Genomic DNA, 18372 nt, shown 5'->3' with positions numbered 1-18372 from the left:
GAAAGTTACGGCCTGAATGGACTGAAAATAAGGCAGGACGAATAGGTTTCATACTGTGAGAATTGACAGTTTTTTATACTGCTTGGTAAGTAGAGCAGTGCTTTTTATTTCTGAAGAGTTCTCGAGTGGGTTCAACTCGCCTGCGGCTGAACCAGCAACTGCCCATCCACATCCTTGACCAGCTCACTGGCCAGAAACAGCGGCGTCAGGCGCTTGTGCAACTGCGGTTCAACAAACTCCTTCACCGTCTCCAGCAGCAATACACCACTGAGCGGCAGCTCGGCTTTGGTGTACGACAACCATGCTTTTTTCAGCGCCATCAACACATCGCTGCCCGCCGTAGAGGCGAAGCGGCGGTGGCTGGGTTTACCGTCGAAGTGGAAGGTGTGCTGGAACGCATAGCCGGTCTCATCGCCGTTGGCCGCGGCGCAACGTACGCAGGTGCACGGGCCGTCGCCAAAGGCGCTGCGCAGGTAGGCGTTGAAGTCCACCACGGGCTTGAGTGACAGGCGCTTATCCACCTCGAACAGGTCCCCGGTCATTTTATCGTCAGTGTTCAACGTTCATCTCCTCGCAGGTCGGCAGGTGTCTTTCAAAGCGCGGCACAATAACAGCCACGCGGTTTTTTGGGGATAATTTGCATAACAATAGATCCCGATATTCTTTTCCAGTCTTAAACATCGCCGCTAGGCTTCATCACCTTCTCGAAAACGCGGCAGATTCCCCATGACTTTCAAGTGTTCCTCCTTGACCCTGCTGGCCGCGTCCCTGGCGGCCGCGAGTACGCTGCTCAGCCCTGGCGCCCAGGCCGAGGGCAAAATCAGCATCGCTCAACAATTCGGTATCGGTTACTTGATTCTCGATGTGGTGCGCGACCAGCACCTGATCGAAAAATACGGCAAGGCGCAGGGCCTGGATATCCAGGTGGAGTGGAACAGCATTTCCGGCGCCACCGCGATGAATGAATCGCTGCTGGCTGGTGCGCTGGACGTGGTGTCGGCTGGTGTGCCGCCGATGCTGACCTTGTGGGACCGCACCAAGGGCAAGCAGAACGTCAAGGCCATCGCGTCGTTAGGCTCGATGCCCAACTACCTGCTGACCAACAACCCTAATGTGAAGACCCTTAACGATTTCACCGAGAAAGACCGCATTGCTGTGCCGGCCGCAGGCGTGGGCTTCCAGTCACGCACGTTGCAGATTGAAACCGCCAAGCAGTTTGGAGCGGCCAACTATAAGAAGTTCGACGACATCTCCATCAGTCTGGCTCATCCGGATGCCACGGCCGCGTTGATTGCCGGTGGTTCGGAGATCAATTCGCACTTTTCCAGCCCGCCGTTCCAGTACCAGGAATTGTTAAACCCCAACGTGCACAAGGTGCTCAGTTCCTACGACATTCTGGGCGGGCAGGCGTCGTTCAACGTGCTGTACACCACGCAGAAGTTTCACGATGAAAACCCCAAGACCTACCAGGCGTTCTACGACGCACTGGCCGAGGCTGAGCAGATCATCAAGGCCGACAAACCTGCCGCCGCCAAAACGTACATCCGTGTAGAGGAATCCAAGCTGCCGTTGGACCTGGTGGAGAAAATCGTCCAGGACCCGGAAATCGACTTCACCATCGTGCCGCAGCGCACCTATATCTACGCCGAGAAGTTGCAGGAATTGGGTGTATTGAAAAACAAAGCGGCGAGCTGGAAGGATTACTTCTTTGAAGAGGCCCATGGCGGGAATGGCAGCTGAGTCACCTGCTTGACTTGAAATACGCACAACTTGTGGGAGCTGGCTTGCCTGCGATAGCGGTGGGTCAGCCCAACCTATGTCAGCTGACACTCCGTCATCGCAGGCAAGCCAGCTCCCACATTTGAGCTTCGTCGTCTAAGAGTCAGCGAAAGAATTCACCCGGTGTGGCATCAAACTGCTGGCGAAACGCATTGATAAACGCCGATGTCGATTCATAGCCACACGCCAATGCCACATCCGTCACGCGCTCGCCTTGTTCCAGGGCGGGCAGGGCGCTCAGCAGTCGCAGGCGCTGGCGCCAGGCGCGAAAGGTCAGGCCGGTGTCACTCAGGAACAACCGGCTGAGGGTTTTCTCGCTGACCCCCAGCTTCTGGCTCCACGCCCCCAACGTCGTCTGCTGCTCCGGGTGCAGGTTCAGGCTGCGATAAATCTGCCGCAGCCGCGCGTCATGGGGCAACGGCAACATCAAGTCCACCTGCGGCGCGGCGGCAAGTTGGTCCAGCACCACTTGGGCCAGGCGCCCGTCGGGCCCATTTTCGGCATATTCCACCGGCAGTTTGCTGAAACTGCGAATCAACTCGCGCAACAAACTGCTCACCTCCAGCACCTGGCAACGCTCTGCCGCCCAGGTGGTAACGCTGCAATCGAGGTACAGGCTGCGCATTTCCGTGTGCGGCGAACTGAACACCCGGTGCGGCATGCCCGCCGGAATCCACACCGCGCGCTGGGGCGGTGCGACGAAACGGCCGACACTGGTCTGGATCTCCAGCACCCCGGAAATCGCGTAGGACAATTGCACCCACGGGTGACTGTGCCGGCGCGTCAGCGCCCGGTTGGGCAGTGATTCAGTGCGCCCATACACCGGGCGTGGCAGGCTGGAAAGCCCCGGCACACTGCGTCGAACCGTCTTGTCATGTCCTTTAGGAGGCATTTACTGGCTCATTGGCGTTAGTCGGTAACAAGCCATTACGTTAGAGTCGCGACGATGCTCTTGGCAACCCCTGGAAGATTTGCTTATGACCCGCCCGCGTTTTCTGCCCGATAACTTCACCCTGACCCTGATCGGCACGGTGATCCTCGCTTCCCTGCTGCCCGCCAGTGGTCAAACCGCTGTGGCCTTTGGCTGGGTGACCAACCTGGCCATCGCGCTGCTGTTTTTCCTGCACGGCGCCAAGCTGTCGCGCCAGGCCATCGTCGCCGGTGCCGGCCACTGGCGCCTGCATTTGCTGGTGTTCAGCCTGACCTTCGTGCTGTTCCCGTTGCTGGGCCTGGCGCTCAAGCCGCTGCTCTCGCCACTGATCGGCAACGACCTGTACATGGGCATGCTTTACCTGTGTGCGCTGCCGGCCACCGTGCAATCGGCGATTGCCTTCACCTCCTTGGCGCGCGGCAATATCCCGGCGGCGATTTGCAGCGCGGCGGCCTCCAGCCTGTTCGGCATTTTTCTTACGCCGTTGTTGGTGACGCTGTTGCTCAACGTGCACGGCGACGCGGGCTCCACCGTCGACGCGATCCTGAAAATCAGCGTGCAGCTGTTGCTGCCCTTTGTGGCCGGGCAGATCGCCCGGCGCTGGATTGGCGAGTGGGTCGGCCGCAATAAATCCTGGCTGAAGTTTGTCGACCAAGGGTCGATCCTGCTGGTGGTGTACGGGGCGTTCAGCGAAGCGGTCAACGAAGGCATTTGGCACCAGATCCCACTGTGGGAACTCGGCGGCCTGGTGGTGGCGTGCTGTGTGTTGCTGGCGTTGGTGCTGGTCGCGTCCACCGTGCTCGGCAAGGCTTTCGGCTTTAGCCAGGAAGACCGCATCACCATCCTGTTCTGCGGCTCGAAGAAAAGCCTGGCGACGGGCGTGCCGATGGCCCAGGTGCTGTTTGCCGGGGCGACCATGGGCGTGTTGATTCTGCCGCTGATGTTATTTCACCAGATCCAGTTGATGGTGTGTGCGGCGCTGGCCCAGCGCTATGCCAGACGGCCGGAAAGCATTCCAGAACTGATGGCGCAGGTGGATCCGTGATCCGCGTATGCCGGTAAGGTTTTTTTGCTAGGAAATTTCCTACAGATCGACAGGATGCTTCCTTCTTAGGATCGGATTGTTCCTGGTCATTATCACCCACTTCGCTTTTGCAAAGTGGTTGATAAGCATGGCTCACCTCCGCATCCTCGTTTTGGAAAGCCAACGCTTTCAGCGCAGTGTTCTGATCAAGATGCTTGATCGGCTGGGGCTGCCCACTGTGCTGCAGGCCAGCGACGTCGAACACGCCATGGCGCAAATGCAGGCGTGCGGCGGGGTCGACATCGTGCTCTGTGACGTGGCCGACCGGAGTCTTGACTGCCTGGACTTCCTGCAACGCGTCAGACGGGCAGGCCTGGCGCGTGCAGTGGTGTTTTGCAGTGAGCTCCATCCCGCGTTGCGCCGCGCCGTGGTGCATATGCGTTGTCTGTCCGGTCTGCACGTGCTGGGTGTATTGAGCCAGCCATTGCAGCTGCGCGCCCTGCGCCAGTTATTGCGCGGCTATTGCCAGCGGCCGACGGCGTCGCTGCGTCCGTCTGCCTCCAGGGCCTTGCCCACTGAGCAGGAAATTCATCAAGGCCTGGCCCTGGGTGAGTTTCGTGCCTGGTTTCAGCCCAAATTCATGCTGGGCACCGGGCGCCTGGCGGGGGTAGAGGTGTTGGTACGCTGGGAGCATCCAACCCGCGGCGTGCTGTTGCCGGCGGAGTTTCTGGCTGCCGTACTGGCCTACGATTTGATCGACCAGATGTTCATGCAACTTTTGGAGCAAGGCCTGAGCCTGCTCGGGGTGTTGCGTCGTCAGCAGATCCAGCTCGAACTGGCGTTCAACCTGCACGCTTCGCAATTGCTCAACAACGAGTTGATGGGGCATATCCAGCAGGCGTTGCTGCGCCATGGCCTTCCCGGTTCGACGCTGTTGTTCGAGCTGGCGGAAAACGGTCTGCTGGATATCTCACCGCGAATCCAGGAAAACCTGCTGCGGCTGCGCATGCTCGGCTGCGGCCTGGCTATCGATGACTTTGGCATGGGCTTTTCATCGCTCAAGCTGCTTTGCCAACTGCCCTTCAATCAACTCAAGCTCGACGGCGAGTTTGTTCGCCATATTGGCGAACCGCTCAGTCAGGCCATGGTCGCCAGTACGTTGGCATTGGCGCGCTCGCTGGACATGAGCTTGGTGATCGAGGGCATCGGCACTCAGCGCGCCCATGAAGGTGTGTTGGCCCTGGGGTGTGAAATCGGCCAGGGGTTTTACCTGGCGCGGCCAATGGCGGGGCATCGGCTGCTGGTGTGGCTGGAAACACACCTTGCGAGTCAGCGCGTGGGGTTGGATAACGTCTGAGGTCGTCCAGATATTCTCTACACTTGAATCGCGCTCGTGTATTTTGAGCGGGGTATTGATCGATCACTTTTTCCACTGTTTTATGCGACGGGTCTAAGCACACTCGGCGCGTTTCGGTGTGTCTCGCAGAGGTAGTTATGTTTAAGGCGTTAGTTGTGGACGATCATCCTTTTATTCGCTCTTCGGTCAAAATGCTGCTGAAACAAGAGCATTTCGACGTCGTTGCCGAAGCCGATAACGGGGCAGACGCGGTGCAGATGGCGCGCGAGCATGAACCCGACCTGATCGTGCTGGATATCGCCATGCCCAAGTTGGACGGCCTGGAGGTCATCGCGCGAATCTGCGCACTGGACCTCAAGTGCAAGATCCTGGTGCTGACTTCTCAATCGCCACTGTTCTACTCGATGCGTTGCATGAAGGCCGGTGCCGCCGGCTATATCTCCAAGACCAATGACCTGGACGAACTGATTAAAGCGATCAAGGCGGTGATGGGCGGATACACCTTCTTTCCGAACCTGGCCAACAGTTCGGTGCGCCGCAGTGATGTCGAAACCACCGACCTGGAGTTGATCCAGAGCCTCTCCGATCGTGAACTGACGATTTTGCAACAGTTGTCCCAAGGGTTGAGCAACAAGGAGATCGGTGACGCCATGCTGCTCAGTAACAAGACCGTCAGCACTTATAAAACGCGCTTGATCGAAAAGCTCAAGGTCAAGTCTGTGGTCTACCTCGCTGACTTTGCCAAACGTAATAACCTGATCTGATGAGCCTTCTCTTGCGTAAGTGGATGGTGGTACTGGTACTTGGCATGGCGCTCAACGGTGCTGCCCTGGCGGGCTCGCAGGTCGGCGCGTTCCAGGTGTTGGGGCGCTCCCATGTCGACGGTTACCAGGCCGTGCTTACCGAGGCGGACTGGAGTTGGCTGCGCAGCAAGGATGTATTGGTCCTGGGCGACTCCAACCCGGATTATGCGCCGCTGGGCATGGTCAACAATGGCCGCGACTATGAAGGTATGACGGCCGATTACGCGCAGCTATTGAGTGAGTTATTGCGCGTTCGGGTAGAAGTGCGCCGGTATGCCTCGCGTGGCGAGGTGATCGACGGGCTCAAGCGGGGAGAGGTGGACTTTCTGGGCGTCGCCAACGGTTATGAGGCCGCCGATGCCGGGCTGTTGCTGTCGACGGCCTACGCCGATGACCTGCCGGCGCTGGTGACACGGTTGGGCGACAGCCGTGCACTGTCGCCGGACCTGGCGGGCAAGAAAATCGCGATGCTGTATCACTACCTCTCACCCGAGGCGGTCAAGGCGTTTTACCCCAAGGCCACCTTGCAACTGTTTCCCTCGACCTTGAGTGCCATCGGTGCGGTGGCCTTCGGCAGCGCCGACGTGTACCTGGGCGACGCGCTCAGCGCCAATTTTCTGATCAACAAGAATTACTTGAATAATGTGCAGTTGGCTGACTTCTCCCAAGTAGAAGCGAGCAACTTCTCGTTTGCCATGGCTCACGACAATGCGCGCCTGCAGCGCGTGCTTAATAGCGCGCTGGCGGCGATTCCGATCAGCGAACGCATGAATATCCAGCGGCGCTGGAGTGCCGGTGGCAGCAGTATCCCCGGGCGTACGGCATTGCACTTCAGCGCCAGTGAGCAACGTTGGATGGATGCGCATCCGTCAGTGCGGGTGGCGGTTGACGACAGCTTCTTGCCGCTGTCGTTCTTCAATGAAGAGGGCGAGTTTCGCGGCATCAGTGCCGATGTGCTGGCCAAGGTTTCACTGCGCACCGGTTTGAAGTTCGACGTGGCGCGTGCGGTTTCAGTGGCCGATATGGTCGACAAAGTGCGTGCCAACAAGGCCGACCTGCTGATTACGCTGACGCCAAGTACGTCCCGCGAGGGCGTGCTGCACTTTACCCGGCCTTACCTGAATACCCCGTATGTGTTGGTCAGCCGCACCCAACCCAACAGCCCAAGCACCCTGGATGAGATGGCGGGCAAACGGCTGGCATTGATACACGGTAATCCGATACGCGACCTGGTGATCGAGCAGTACCCACGGATTGAGCTGGTGGAGGGGCGTAACGCCCAGGAAGTGATGGCGCTGGTGGCCGACGGCAAGGCGGATGCGGCGGTCAATTCGTTGATCATCGCCCGCTACATGATCGCGCGTGAGTACCGGGAGCGGCTACGCATCACCAGCACCGTGGGCACGCAACTGGCGCGCACGGCATTTGCCACTTCCAGGGGTTCCCTTGAGCTGTATTCGATCCTGGAAAAAGCGCTGCTGAGCATCCCGCCCGAAGAGCTGGACGAAGTCACTAACCGCTGGCGCAGCGACATTGCCGTGGATGACAGTTACTGGCTGCGCAACCGCACGGTGATCATTCAGGGCTTTGCCCTGGCAAGCGTGCTGTTGCTGGTGGCAATGCTGTGGATTGCTTACCTGCGCAGGCTGATGCGCACGCGCAGGCAGGCCGAGATTGCCCTGAATGATCAATTGGAGTTCATGCGCGTGCTGATCGATGGCACGCCGCACCCCATCTATGTGCGTGATCGCCAAGGGCGGTTGGTGGTGTGCAACAGCGGCTACCTGAGCGTGTTTGGCGTCGAACGCGAAGCCGTCATCGGCAAGACTGTGATGGATGGTGTACTCAGTAACCCCAGCGAGGCCGCCAGCTACCACGAGGACTATTTACAGGCGATGGAAGAAGGGGTTCCGCGTGTGCAGGACCGTTGCCTGACGATGGGCACGGGCCAGGTCCTGATGATCTACCACTGGATGTTGCCGTACCGAGGCAGCGACGGTGAAGTCAATGGCATGATCGGCGGCTGGATCGATATCAGCGAACGCCAGCACCTGTTGGAGGCCTTGCGTGAGGCCAAGGACCATGCCGACGATGCCAGTCGCGCCAAAACCACCTTCCTGGCGACCATGAGCCACGAAATCCGCACACCGATGAATGCGATCATCGGCATGTTGGAGCTGGCGCAGAAAAAAGCTGATCAAGGTTACATGGACCGAGCCTCCATCGAGGTGGCCTCCAATGCCGCCCACGGGCTGCTGGACCTGATCGGTGACATCCTCGACATCGCACGCATCGAGTCCGGGCGCCTGTCCCTGGCGCCGGAGCGGGCCAATCTGCTGGCGCTGGTCGAGTCAGTGGCGCGCATCTTCGAGGGCTTGGCGCGGCAGAAGCAACTGCGGCTGATCCTTGATCTGGACGCCACGCTTAACTGCCAGGTCCTGGTCGACCCTCTGCGCTTCAAGCAGGTTGTCTCCAACTTGCTGAGTAACGCCATCAAGTTCACCGCCGTGGGCCAAGTTCGATTAAGCGTCAGCGCCGAGCTTAGCCGCAATGATGAGCGGCTGGCGCTTTGCTTAAGGGTCGAGGACAGCGGCAGTGGCATTTCCGTTGACGACCAACAACGCTTGTTCAACCCGTTCAGCCAGGCCAGCAACCACGGGCAGGCGGCTCGCAGTGGCTCGGGCCTGGGGCTGATGATCAGCCGTACGCTGTGCGAGATGATGGGCGGCACGCTGACCTTGAGCAGCGTGTTAGGGCAAGGCACCCAAGTGGAGGTCCGTCTCGCTTTGCCCACCTTGCTGCCGGTTGACGAGCCTGAGCCATCCTCAGTGGTGGTGACTCAAGCCGCCCAGGTATTGCATGTGTTGGTGATCGACGATTACCCGGCCAATCGCTTGTTGCTGACCCAGCAACTGAGCTTTCTCGGGCACCGGGTAAGCGACGCCGCAGACGGTGCCCATGGCCTGCGCGCCTGGCGCAATCAGCATTTCGATGTGGTGATTACCGACTGCAGCATGCCGATCATGAATGGCTATGAACTGGCCCGCGCCATCCGCGATGAAGAGCGCAGCAGGGGGCTTGCACCCGGGATGATCCTCGGTTTGACCGCCAACGCCCAACCTGAAGAGAAGGACCGCTGCCTGCAGGCGGGCATGGATGACTGCCTCTTCAAGCCCATCAGCCTCAATGACCTCAATGCCCGATTGGCGTCCCTGGTATCTGCTGGCGCGGTCGCTCCCCTGGCGCAAGAACCGCCGCTACCGAGCATCGACGGCATCGACTTGACCAGCCTGATCCACCTGAGCCGTGGTGATGACGCTGCTATCAAAAGCCTGCTGCAGGACCTGGCAACCAGCAATGCACAGGACATGGCGCAACTGATCCGGTTGTTTACCCAGCATGACCTGAGCGGTCTCAGTGATTTGGCGCATCGCGTCAAGGGCGGTGCGAGGATCATCCAGGCGCATGCCTTGATCGAATGTTGCGAGGCGCTGGAGGCTGGCTGCAAAGGGTTGAACTCGGCAGTGCTGACTGACGCGGTCGATGCGCTGCAGCAAGCCATGGAACAGCTGGGGCAGCGCCTGGAGATCTTCTTGGCCTGATCGCACTGCACCGTGAAAAAGCCGCCGCCACGCTGCGGCTTTTTTATTGGCCGCGCGTGGCAAGAGAAAAAATCCGCTAGGAAATTTCCTACAAGGTGCGGGGATGGATACTACGTGAGTGGTCTGCTCCTCACGGGAAGATGTACCTGTCGCACAAGACATGTGTTGTGTTCGTTGCTCACCCGCTTCGGCGTTTGGCAGCCCAACAAGGCTTGGCGATGGTGTTCATAACCTTCCCTTTGGAGCTGTACCATGAAAGTTCAAGCACTCACCCTCGCTGCCCTGTTTTGCGCAACCGGCGCTCAGTTCGCCACTGCGGCCGATGGCACCATCAATTTTGCCGGCGAGTTGGTCAGCCAGACCTGCACCATCTCTGTTGGTGGTGTGGTCAGCCCAGCGGTCGCCACCGTCACGCTGCCGACCATTTCCAACAGCCTGCTCGACGTCGCCGGCAAGACCGAAGGCCGTACAGGCTTTGACGTCACCCTGAGCGGTTGCACGGGCACAGCAACCACCGCCGCCGCGTTCTTCAACTCCGGCGCCACCGTCGACCCCGCCACCGGTAACCTGAACAACACCACCGGTACCGCCTCGCTCGTGCAGTTGCAGCTGATCGACGCCGTGAACGGCAACGTCATTCAGGCGGGCAACACCAACCAGAAAACCAACACCTCGCGTAACACCCTGGCTTCCGGCGGTGTGCGTATGGATTACGCCGTGCAGTACTACGCAACCGGCGCCGCCACCCCTGGCACCGTGCTCAGCTCTGTGACCTACAACATCGACTACAAGTAAGTCGCTTGCACATCAGTGCGCCGTGACCGGCGCACTGATGTAGGGCGGAGGAGGTGTCTTATGTCTCGCGTGAAGAAAGTTCGGTTTGGGGCCTGGTTGATCCTGGCTTCGCTGGTCTGTTCCCAGGCCATGGCCGGTGTGGTGATCACCGGGACTCGCCTGGTGTACCCGGCCAGTCAGAAAGAAATCACCGTAAAGCTCAATAATAACGGCTCGAAACCTGCGTTGGTGCAAGCCTGGGTCGACACCGGGGATGTACAGTCCAGCCCCACCAGTTCCAAGGCGCCGTTTTTGCTCTCGCCGCCGGTCTCGCGAATTGACCCGAGCAAAGGCCAGAGCCTGCGCCTGATGTTCACGGGGGCGCCCTTGCCGGCCAATAAAGAGTCGGTGTTCTGGTTCAACATATTAGAGATCCCACCCAAGGCCGAAGGAGCGGTGGAGATGAATGTGCTGCAAATGGCCTTTCGCTCCCGGATCAAGATTTTTTACCGCCCCGACGGCCTGCCAGGTTCGCCCGGCGACGCGCCGCAACAGGTGCAATGGAAAGTGATTGCCGACGGTGCGGGTTATGCCTTGCAAGCGTTTAACCCAACGGTCTACCACGTGTCTTTGGCGGAATTGACCCTGGTCGCGGGCACCCAGCGTTACGAGGGTGACGGCGGCATGGTCGGCCCCGGTGAAAGCACGGTGTTCGCCTTGCCGACTCTCAAGTCTCAGCCAGGCGCTTCGGCACAGGTCGAGTTCAACGCCATCAACGATTACGGCGCTTTAGTGCCGACCAAGCAGCCGCTGAAGCCCTGATCGTTACGCGATCGTTCCCGCGCACGAGTACCTTATGACGACTATTCCACGCCTGGGCAATTGCCCGCAGGTGCAACCTCGCTTTGCCCTCAATCCAGTGACTGCAATGCTGATCAAGGCCCTGGCACTGTTGCCGGGCGTGATGACCGTGCAAGGGGCATGGGCCGAAGACGTGCAGTTCAACGATGCCTTTTTGCCTGAAGACTCCCGCAGCCTGGACCTTGCACCCTACGAGAAAGGTAACCCGGTACTGCCCGGCGAATACCGGGCAGACATGGCGATCAACGGCAAGCTCGTCACCCGTCAGGATATTCGTATTAATGCGGCTGAGGACGGGAGCAACCCGGTGGTCTGTTTCAACCAGAGCATGTTGGAACTGCTCGGTGTGGATATGCACAAGCTGTCGCCTGAAGCCTTGGCGAGCCTGGAAAGCGGCGCGCCGTGCCTGGACATCGGCCAGTTGATCGACGGCGCCACGGCCAGTTTTTCGCCGTCCACCCAGTTACTCGACATCAGTGTTCCGCAAATCGCCCTGCGCCGTGATGCCAGGGGCTATGTCAGCCCGGAGCTGTGGGACCGTGGCGTCACTGCCGGCACCCTGAGCTACACCTTCAACGGCAGCCACAACAGAACCGACTTCGGTAATGACGATTCGGCTTACCTGGGGCTGAACGCGGGCTTGAACCTCGGCGACTGGCGCTTGCGCCATAACGGTTCGATGAGCTGGCAGAAGGAAACAGGGCAAAATTACCAGACCCTCAATACCTACGCGCAGCGTGACATCACCCCTTTACGCAGCCAACTGACCGTGGGCGAGTCCAATACCAGTGGCGAAATCTTCGACACCCTGGCGTATCGCGGTGTGCAGCTGGGTACCGACGATCGCATGTTGCCTGAATCCCAGCGCGGTTATGCGCCGGTGATTCGCGGTATTGCCCGCACCGGTGCACGAGTCGCAGTCCGCCAGGCCGGTAATCTGCTCTACGAAACCAGCGTGGCGCCGGGCGCCTTTGTGATCGATGACCTGTATTCCACCGGCTACGGCGGCGACCTCGACGTCACCGTCTATGAGGCGGATGGCAGTGAGCAGCGCTTTATCGTGCCTTACGCCGCCGCGGCACAACTGTTGCGCCCTGGCACTTCACGCTACAGCGTCACGGCTGGTGAGACCCGCAACAACTTCAGCTCGCGCCAGGCCAGGTTGGCGCAGGGCACCTATCAGTTGGGGTTGAGCAATATCTTCACTGGCTACACCGGCGCACAAGGCAGCGACGATTACCGCTCGCTGCTGGGCGGCCTGGCATTCAGTACGCCGATCGGCGCGATGGCGATCGACGTAACCCAGGCCCAGACCCAGTTCAAAAGCGGCCAGGACAGCGGGCAAAGTGTGCGCATGAGCTACAGCAAAAATATTATCAGCACCGGCAGTAACTTTGCCGTGGCCGCCACACGGTTTTCCACGGAAAAGTACCTGGACTTCAGCAATGCCACGTTACTGCTGGATGCAGAACGCAACGGTATCGACACCAGCGCTTACGCCCGCCCACGCAGCCGCATGTCGTTGACTGCCAACCAGAGCCTTGGGCCCTGGGGCCAGGTGGCGTTCAGTGGTTTCTCGCAAGACTACTGGAATCAGCCGGGGCGGGATGTGCAGTACCAGTTCAGCTACAACAAGCAGGTTGGGCGTGTCAGCTATGGCGTGAGTGCCAACCGCAGTCGGGTCGGCTTGGGGGAGATGGATAACAGCCTGCTGTTCACGATGAGCATGCCGCTGGAGTTTGGCGCCTCGACCAACCAGCCACAATTGTCGACGCGCTTGCTGCGCGATACCAATAGCCAGTACAGCGAACAAGCGACCCTCAGCGGCACCGCCGGCGAGGATCGCCAGTACAGCTACAGCCTGACCGGTGGTCATGACGGTGCCACGCGCTCCAACAGTACTTCGGTCAATGGTCAGTACACCGGTTCCAAAGCCTTGGTCGGCGCGACAGTCAGCCGTGGCGAGGGTTATGACAGCCTGTCCGTGAATGCCAGTGGCAGTGTGGTCGCGCACCCGAATGGGGTGACGTTCACGCCGTATCGCGGCGAAACCATGGCTGTTGTCAGCGCGCCAGGTGCCGAGGGCGCCAAGGTCGTTGGCTTCCCAGGTCTCAAGCTGGATGGCCGTGGCAATGCGGTGGTGCCTTACCTGCGCCCTTATGAGCTAAACGAAGTGGCGATTGACCCGCTGGGTTCTTCACTGAATGTCGAGATGGCAGAAACCAGCCAGCAGGTCGCGCCGCGTGCCGGGGCCGTTGTCGCGCTCAAATATGGCACCAGTACTGGTGAGGCATTGTTGCTCAGCGTCACCCTGGCCGATGGCAGCCCGCTGCCGTTCGGCGCCACGGTCAATGACGATCGCGGCGTTTCGGTAGGGCTCGTCGGGCAGGGGGGCCAGTTGTACGCGCGGGTCAAGGAAAACGCCCGGCAACTGCTGATCAGTTGGGGACCGGCTGCGGAGCAGAAATGCATGCTGGCGCTGCCTCCGGGCAAAAGTGATGGCCAACAACTGCGTCAAGTGGATGTGGTGTGTTCGTCGCAAGCGAATGCTCCGCGGCTGAATGCCGCGCTGTTGAAATAATTCGGAGATGTCATGAAAACTATATTGGCTTTTGTTCAGAACGTTATGCGTCGACCGGTCTTCAGTCTTGGCGGTTGGGTAGTCTGCGCGCTGGGCCTGATCGCCAGTGAAAGTGCTCTTGCTGCGACGTGTCGGTTTGCCGACAGCAACCCGGTGGGTAATCGAGGTGTCGTGGTCACCATGCCGTTATCGGGCGGGAACCTCACGGTGGGACGGGATGTGCCCCTGGGCGCCGAAGTCTATCGGCAGACTTTTTTTCCGGCCACCAGCATCAACGTGAGCTGCAATGACATTGCCACTTACGCGATCGAGCGAAATTTCTTTACCCGCACCCCTTTGCCACTGGCCAGTTGGTCAGGCAGCCCGTATGCCGGAAAGGTTTATGAGAGCGGCGTCGCCGGAATTGGAATCGTGGTCGTCCATGGCGCGGATGCAGTGCCCTACGACTGGAACTGGAGAAACTGCTCGGGTGCTTCTGGGACCTGCACGATCCTCTTGGGTCCTGGCACTACGTCTTACACCGTGCTCTTTATCAAGACGGGTCCAGTCTCGGCAGGCGTGATCAACGGCAGTAATATTCCGTCGGCTGCGCGTGATTTGATCACGGATAACACCATTGCCCCGGTCCGGCTGGATTTTTCCGGCAGCATTAATATCGTCTCGCGCACCTGTTCTACCCCGGATGTATCAGTGCCTATGGGCCAGCATCAACTCGCTGAGTTTTCGGGCCTGAACACAGCAACGCCTTGGCAGGACTTTAATATTGCGCTGAACAATTGCCCGGCGTTCAACGGCTACTACCAGGCGAGTGGGCCGACTTGGACCAGCAACGGCGGCGCTGGCAGCGTCGGTAACCTGAACTCCCGCAAAAACAACGTACTGCAAGTACGTATCGACCCGACCCGCACGCCTCTGAATGCTTCGCTGGGTATCCTGAGTCTTAACCCTGCTGCCCCGGGTGGCGATAAAGCGGCTACCGGTGTGGGGGTGCAAGTGGCTGACAGCGCAGGGGGGCCGCTACCGTTGGCCACGTTGCGCGCCAGTGGCATCACGCCTCGTACCGACGAGGGCGCGAGCTATGTCATCCCGCTGAAGGCTCGGTACATTCAGACCGAAAGCAGCATCACCGCCGGCCCCGCGAATGCAACGGCCACATTCACTATCAATTACTACTGAGCCCCCTGCGGGAGGCTCAGAAAATTCCTAATAAAATTGCGGACGTTTCTACGCGAATGGCTTCGATCGTTTGCGCACACTCGTCCCCTCCCTTTAGCAAGCGAGAGAGCCGTCATGTCCTTTACATCGCTCCGGGTGTTGGTACTCGAAGACCACCTTTTCCAGCGTTCCGTGGCCGTCAACCTGCTCAAACAACTGGGCTGCGGCGAGGTCCTGGAGGCGGGTAACGGCACCGAAGCCCTGTCTGTGCTGCAAGGCGCCGGTTCCGTGGACGTGGTGGTCTGTGACCTGCAAATGGAAGGCATGGACGGGCTGGAGTTCATTCAACGCATCAGTGCGACCGGCCAGGTCGGCGCAATTATTGTCAGCAGCGGGTTGCCGGGGGATGTACGCCGTGCTGTGAGTCAGATGGGCGCCTTGCTCGGCGTCAACATGCTCGGCGATACCGGCAAACCGTTGCAGGTGGAGACGTTGCAGCTGTTGCTCGAACGGGCCTTGAGTACCCGCCGCAGGACGCCGCAACCGTCGTCGAGCCTGGAACTGGCCGACGAGCAACAGGTGCGGCGGGCACTTCTCGAGCAACAACTGCAAGCCTATTACCAACCCAAGTTCGACTTGCACAGTGGCGCCGTGCTGGGCGTGGAGGTACTTGCTCGTTGGAACCACCCCTTCCAGGGAGTGCTGTCACCGGCGGTGTTTCTGCCGGCGATGGAGCGCAGCGGCCTGATGGACGACTTGTTGTTTTGCCTGATGCAACAAGCGCTGGTCCTTCAGGGGCAGGCCCTGAGCCAGGGACTGGCCTTGGACTTGGCTTTCAATCTGCACGCCGCGCAGTTGGCCGACGTGGAACTGACGGCGCGGATCAAAACCCTCCTCGCCACCCATCAGACGCCCTGCGCCAGTGTGACGTTCGAGCTGACTGAAAGCGGATTGCTTGAAGTGCCGGCCGTCTCCCTGGAGAACCTGGTGCGTTTGCGCATGATGGGCTGCCGCTTGTCCATCGATGACTTCGGCGCCGGGTTCTCTTCGTTGCAGCGCCTGTGCCAGTTGCCGTTCACCGAAATAAAACTCGACGCGGAATTCGTCCGCGGCCTGTTGCACGAGCCGCGCTGCCGAGCCGTCATCGGCAGCACCCTGGCCCTGGGGCAGACCCTGGGCATGTCGGTGGTGATCGAAGGCATTGAAACCACCGAACAGCATCAAGCATTGCTGGCATTGGGTTGCACCCAGGGGCAGGGCTATTGGCATGCACGCCCCATGAATGGCGTCGACCTGCTGCGCTGGTTGCAGCGCAGTGCCGGGCGGCCGGTGTCCAGCAACCTTGCCGGTGCCCATCGATGATTAACAAAGCGCTGCGCATCATGATTGCCGACCCCGAGCATGCTCAACGCCTGCGCCTGGAGCGCGATCTCAATCGCCAGGGCTATTACGCCATTGCGCCGGTTCCGAGCCTGAGCGACCTGCTCAACCTGGTGGAGTATGGCGACCGCGGCTTTGACCTGGTGCTGATGAATGCCAGCCTCGCCGGCACCGAGGGGTTCAACCTGGATGATTTCTGCCGTGATCATTCCTCGGTGGGGCAGGTTTTCATCTACGACCTGCCGCCGCAGCAACTGACGATCCAGAGCGCGAAGATCGACGACCGCCTGGTGTTCAGCGCTGTACAACTGCCGGAAGCGGCGTCAATCAGGCGGTTGGCGCACAAGGCTGACTTATCGCGTCTATCAGTCATTTCTTAAAAACACGAAATCTCTCAAGTCTGTGCAAAAAATGTCGACTACCTTCTAAATAACCCGAGAAGGAACATCGACATGAACGGTATGCGTTTGCCAATCGCTACAGGCTTCCTTGCGGTGTGGGCGGGGGCCTGCATGGCCTCATCCCAAGGTGTGATTCAATTTCATGGCAGCATTGTCGAGTCGGGATGTACGACTTCGGCAGGGAACAGCTCGGTGATGGAGTTGAAGGGGTGCCCGATGGCCAGCCGTGGCAACCATTTCGATGTACGTCCGGTCGCCAGCGTCAAAGCGTTGGGCAATGCGGCAGCCAACGTAAAGTTGGTAGCCGACATTGGCAACGGGCGCTATTACGACCAGCGGTATGTCTTGGTGGATAGCCTCGGAAAGCCAATTCAATCGGGTAACTACGTGATCACCATGACCTCGCCTTAAGCGACCCTAGGGCGTTTTGAGCAGGATGAGCGTCAACAACGGGCCGAGAAACCTATAGAATGCTCGGCGGCGGCGCTGTTCTGCGTGGCCGTTTGATCATCGCCAGAGTACCTCGCCCGTCAATGAGCCTTTCAGCCGCAACGCCCCAAGCCAACTGGCAACCGGTCATCGCCCTCGCGTTGGCCGCCTTTGTGTTCAATACCACCGAATTCGTGCCCGTTGGCCTGCTTAGCGCCATCGGCGCCAGCTTCGACATGCCCATCGCCAGCGTCGGCCTGATGCTCACCATCTATGCCTGGATTGTGTCGCTGACCTCGCTGCCGGTGATGCTGCTGACGCGCAACGTTGAGCGGCGCAAGCTGCTGATCGTGCTGTTCGGCCTGTTTATCGCCAGCCACATTCTTTCCAGTGTCGCCACCAGTTTCGGCTTGTTGATGGTCAGCCGCATCGGCATCGCCTTGTCCCACGCGTTGTTCTGGTCGATCACTGCCTCGCTGGCGGTGCGCCTGGCGCCACACGGCAAGCAGGTGCAAGCCCTCGGCTTGCTGGCCACCGGCACCTCGCTGGCGATGGTCCTGGGCATTCCGTTGGGGCGCCTGCTCGGCGAAGCGATGGGTTGGCGCACCACGTTCCTGGTGATTGCCGCGTTCGCCGCCGCCCTGGTGTTCTGGTTGGCGCGCACCTTGCCGCCGCTGCCAAGCCAGAACTCCGGCTCGCTGCGCAGCCTGCCGTTGTTGTTCAAACGCCCTGCACTGGTGGCGCTCTATGTGCTCACCGCCATGACCGTCACCGCGCAATTCACCGCCTACAGCTACATCGAACCCTTCGTCGAAGGTGTCGCCGGCATGAGCAGCAATGCCGTAACCCTGATCCTGCTGGTGTTCGGTGGCGCGGGTATCATCGGCTCGCTGCTGTTCAGCCTGGTGCACCGCTTCAACCCGCACCTGTTTGTGGTCAGCGCGGTGTTCCTGCTCGCCGCGTGCCTGGCGCTGATGCTGCCATTGAGCGGTGCCGAGGCGTACCTCGTCGGCCTGAGCGTGGTCTGGGGCATGGCGATCATGGGGTTTGGCCTGGCCATGCAGTCCAAGGTGCTGGTGCTGGCCCCGGACGCCACCGACGTGGCCATGGCGATGTTTTCCGGGATCTACAACATTGGCATCGGCGGCGGTGCGCTGATGGGCAGCTGGGTCGGCAGCCACTTCGGCTTCGCCTGGATCGGCGCCGCAGGCGGGTTGTTGGCGGCACTGGCGTTAATTGGGTATTGCCTGGCGATTCATCGGTTCGGGCAGGGTGTGGTGCGTCACTGAGGAGAC

Annotated in this window: 15 protein-coding genes; 13 read left to right on the top strand and 2 right to left on the bottom strand. The window is 59.9% G+C overall.

Going from position 1 to position 18372, the window contains the following annotated elements:
* Positions 1-131 precede the first annotated feature (131 nt).
* On the bottom strand, positions 132-560 hold the full coding sequence (locus tag A7D21_RS17130; protein WP_053255550.1) for a hypothetical protein: 429 nt from the start codon (positions 558-560) through the stop codon (positions 132-134).
* Positions 561-726: 166 nt separating this feature from the next.
* On the opposite strand from A7D21_RS17130, the gene A7D21_RS17125 reads away from it, so the two are divergent.
* Positions 727-1740 (top strand): ABC transporter substrate-binding protein, encoded by a 1014-nt coding sequence (locus A7D21_RS17125; RefSeq protein ID WP_069552213.1) that lies wholly within the window; start codon positions 727-729, stop codon positions 1738-1740.
* 142 nt (positions 1741-1882) lie between these two features.
* Here the strand turns inward: A7D21_RS17125 and A7D21_RS17120 are convergent, their stop codons facing one another.
* On the bottom strand, positions 1883-2671 hold the full coding sequence (locus tag A7D21_RS17120) for a helix-turn-helix domain-containing protein (protein ID WP_053255552.1): 789 nt from the start codon (positions 2669-2671) through the stop codon (positions 1883-1885).
* A gap of 85 nt (positions 2672-2756) precedes the next feature.
* On the opposite strand from A7D21_RS17120, the gene A7D21_RS17115 reads away from it, so the two are divergent.
* From A7D21_RS17115 to A7D21_RS17060, 12 genes are all read left to right on the top strand, one after another.
* Entirely contained in the window at positions 2757-3755 is a 999-nt protein-coding gene (locus A7D21_RS17115; protein WP_053255553.1) for a bile acid:sodium symporter family protein, read from the top strand.
* Positions 3756-3882: 127 nt separating this feature from the next.
* Complete coding sequence (locus tag A7D21_RS17110) at positions 3883-5091, top strand: EAL domain-containing protein (RefSeq protein ID WP_069552245.1); 1209 nt, start codon at positions 3883-3885, stop codon at positions 5089-5091.
* Positions 5092-5228: 137 nt separating this feature from the next.
* Complete coding sequence (locus A7D21_RS17105; protein ID WP_053255554.1) at positions 5229-5855, top strand: response regulator transcription factor; 627 nt, start codon at positions 5229-5231, stop codon at positions 5853-5855.
* Positions 5855-9496, top strand: a complete 3642-nt coding sequence (locus tag A7D21_RS17100) for a transporter substrate-binding domain-containing protein (RefSeq protein WP_069552212.1) — start codon at positions 5855-5857, stop codon at positions 9494-9496. The genes A7D21_RS17105 and A7D21_RS17100 overlap by 1 nt, the downstream gene beginning before the upstream one ends.
* A 252-nt stretch (positions 9497-9748) precedes the next feature.
* Positions 9749-10291, top strand: a complete 543-nt coding sequence (locus A7D21_RS17095) for a fimbrial protein (protein WP_053255556.1) — start codon at positions 9749-9751, stop codon at positions 10289-10291.
* A gap of 60 nt (positions 10292-10351) precedes the next feature.
* Entirely contained in the window at positions 10352-11092 is a 741-nt protein-coding gene (locus tag A7D21_RS17090) for a fimbria/pilus periplasmic chaperone (protein WP_069552211.1), read from the top strand.
* Between the two features lie 34 nt (positions 11093-11126).
* Positions 11127-13712, top strand: a complete 2586-nt coding sequence (locus A7D21_RS17085) for a fimbria/pilus outer membrane usher protein (RefSeq protein ID WP_078828027.1) — start codon at positions 11127-11129, stop codon at positions 13710-13712.
* A gap of 12 nt (positions 13713-13724) precedes the next feature.
* Positions 13725-14888: a fimbrial protein gene (locus A7D21_RS17080; protein WP_078828028.1), complete on the top strand. Its 1164-nt coding sequence runs from the start codon at positions 13725-13727 to the stop codon at positions 14886-14888.
* A gap of 114 nt (positions 14889-15002) precedes the next feature.
* Entirely contained in the window at positions 15003-16229 is a 1227-nt protein-coding gene (locus A7D21_RS17075; protein WP_069552209.1) for an EAL domain-containing protein, read from the top strand.
* Entirely contained in the window at positions 16226-16627 is a 402-nt protein-coding gene (locus A7D21_RS17070) for a response regulator (RefSeq protein WP_069552208.1), read from the top strand. Before A7D21_RS17075 ends, A7D21_RS17070 begins: the two co-directional genes overlap by 4 nt.
* 72 nt (positions 16628-16699) lie before the next feature.
* Entirely contained in the window at positions 16700-17059 is a 360-nt protein-coding gene (locus tag A7D21_RS17065) for a hypothetical protein (RefSeq protein WP_053255561.1), read from the top strand.
* A gap of 122 nt (positions 17060-17181) precedes the next feature.
* Positions 17182-18366 (top strand): sugar transporter, encoded by a 1185-nt coding sequence (locus tag A7D21_RS17060; RefSeq protein ID WP_053255762.1) that lies wholly within the window; start codon positions 17182-17184, stop codon positions 18364-18366.
* Positions 18367-18372 lie beyond the last annotated feature (6 nt).

Origin of the sequence: Pseudomonas sp. AP19 (assembly GCF_001728855.1) — a bacterium.
GTDB lineage: Bacteria > Pseudomonadota > Gammaproteobacteria > Pseudomonadales > Pseudomonadaceae > Aquipseudomonas > Aquipseudomonas fluorescens.
Note: the sequence above shows the minus strand (reverse complement) of the source record. Positions and strands in the feature narration are given on the sequence as shown.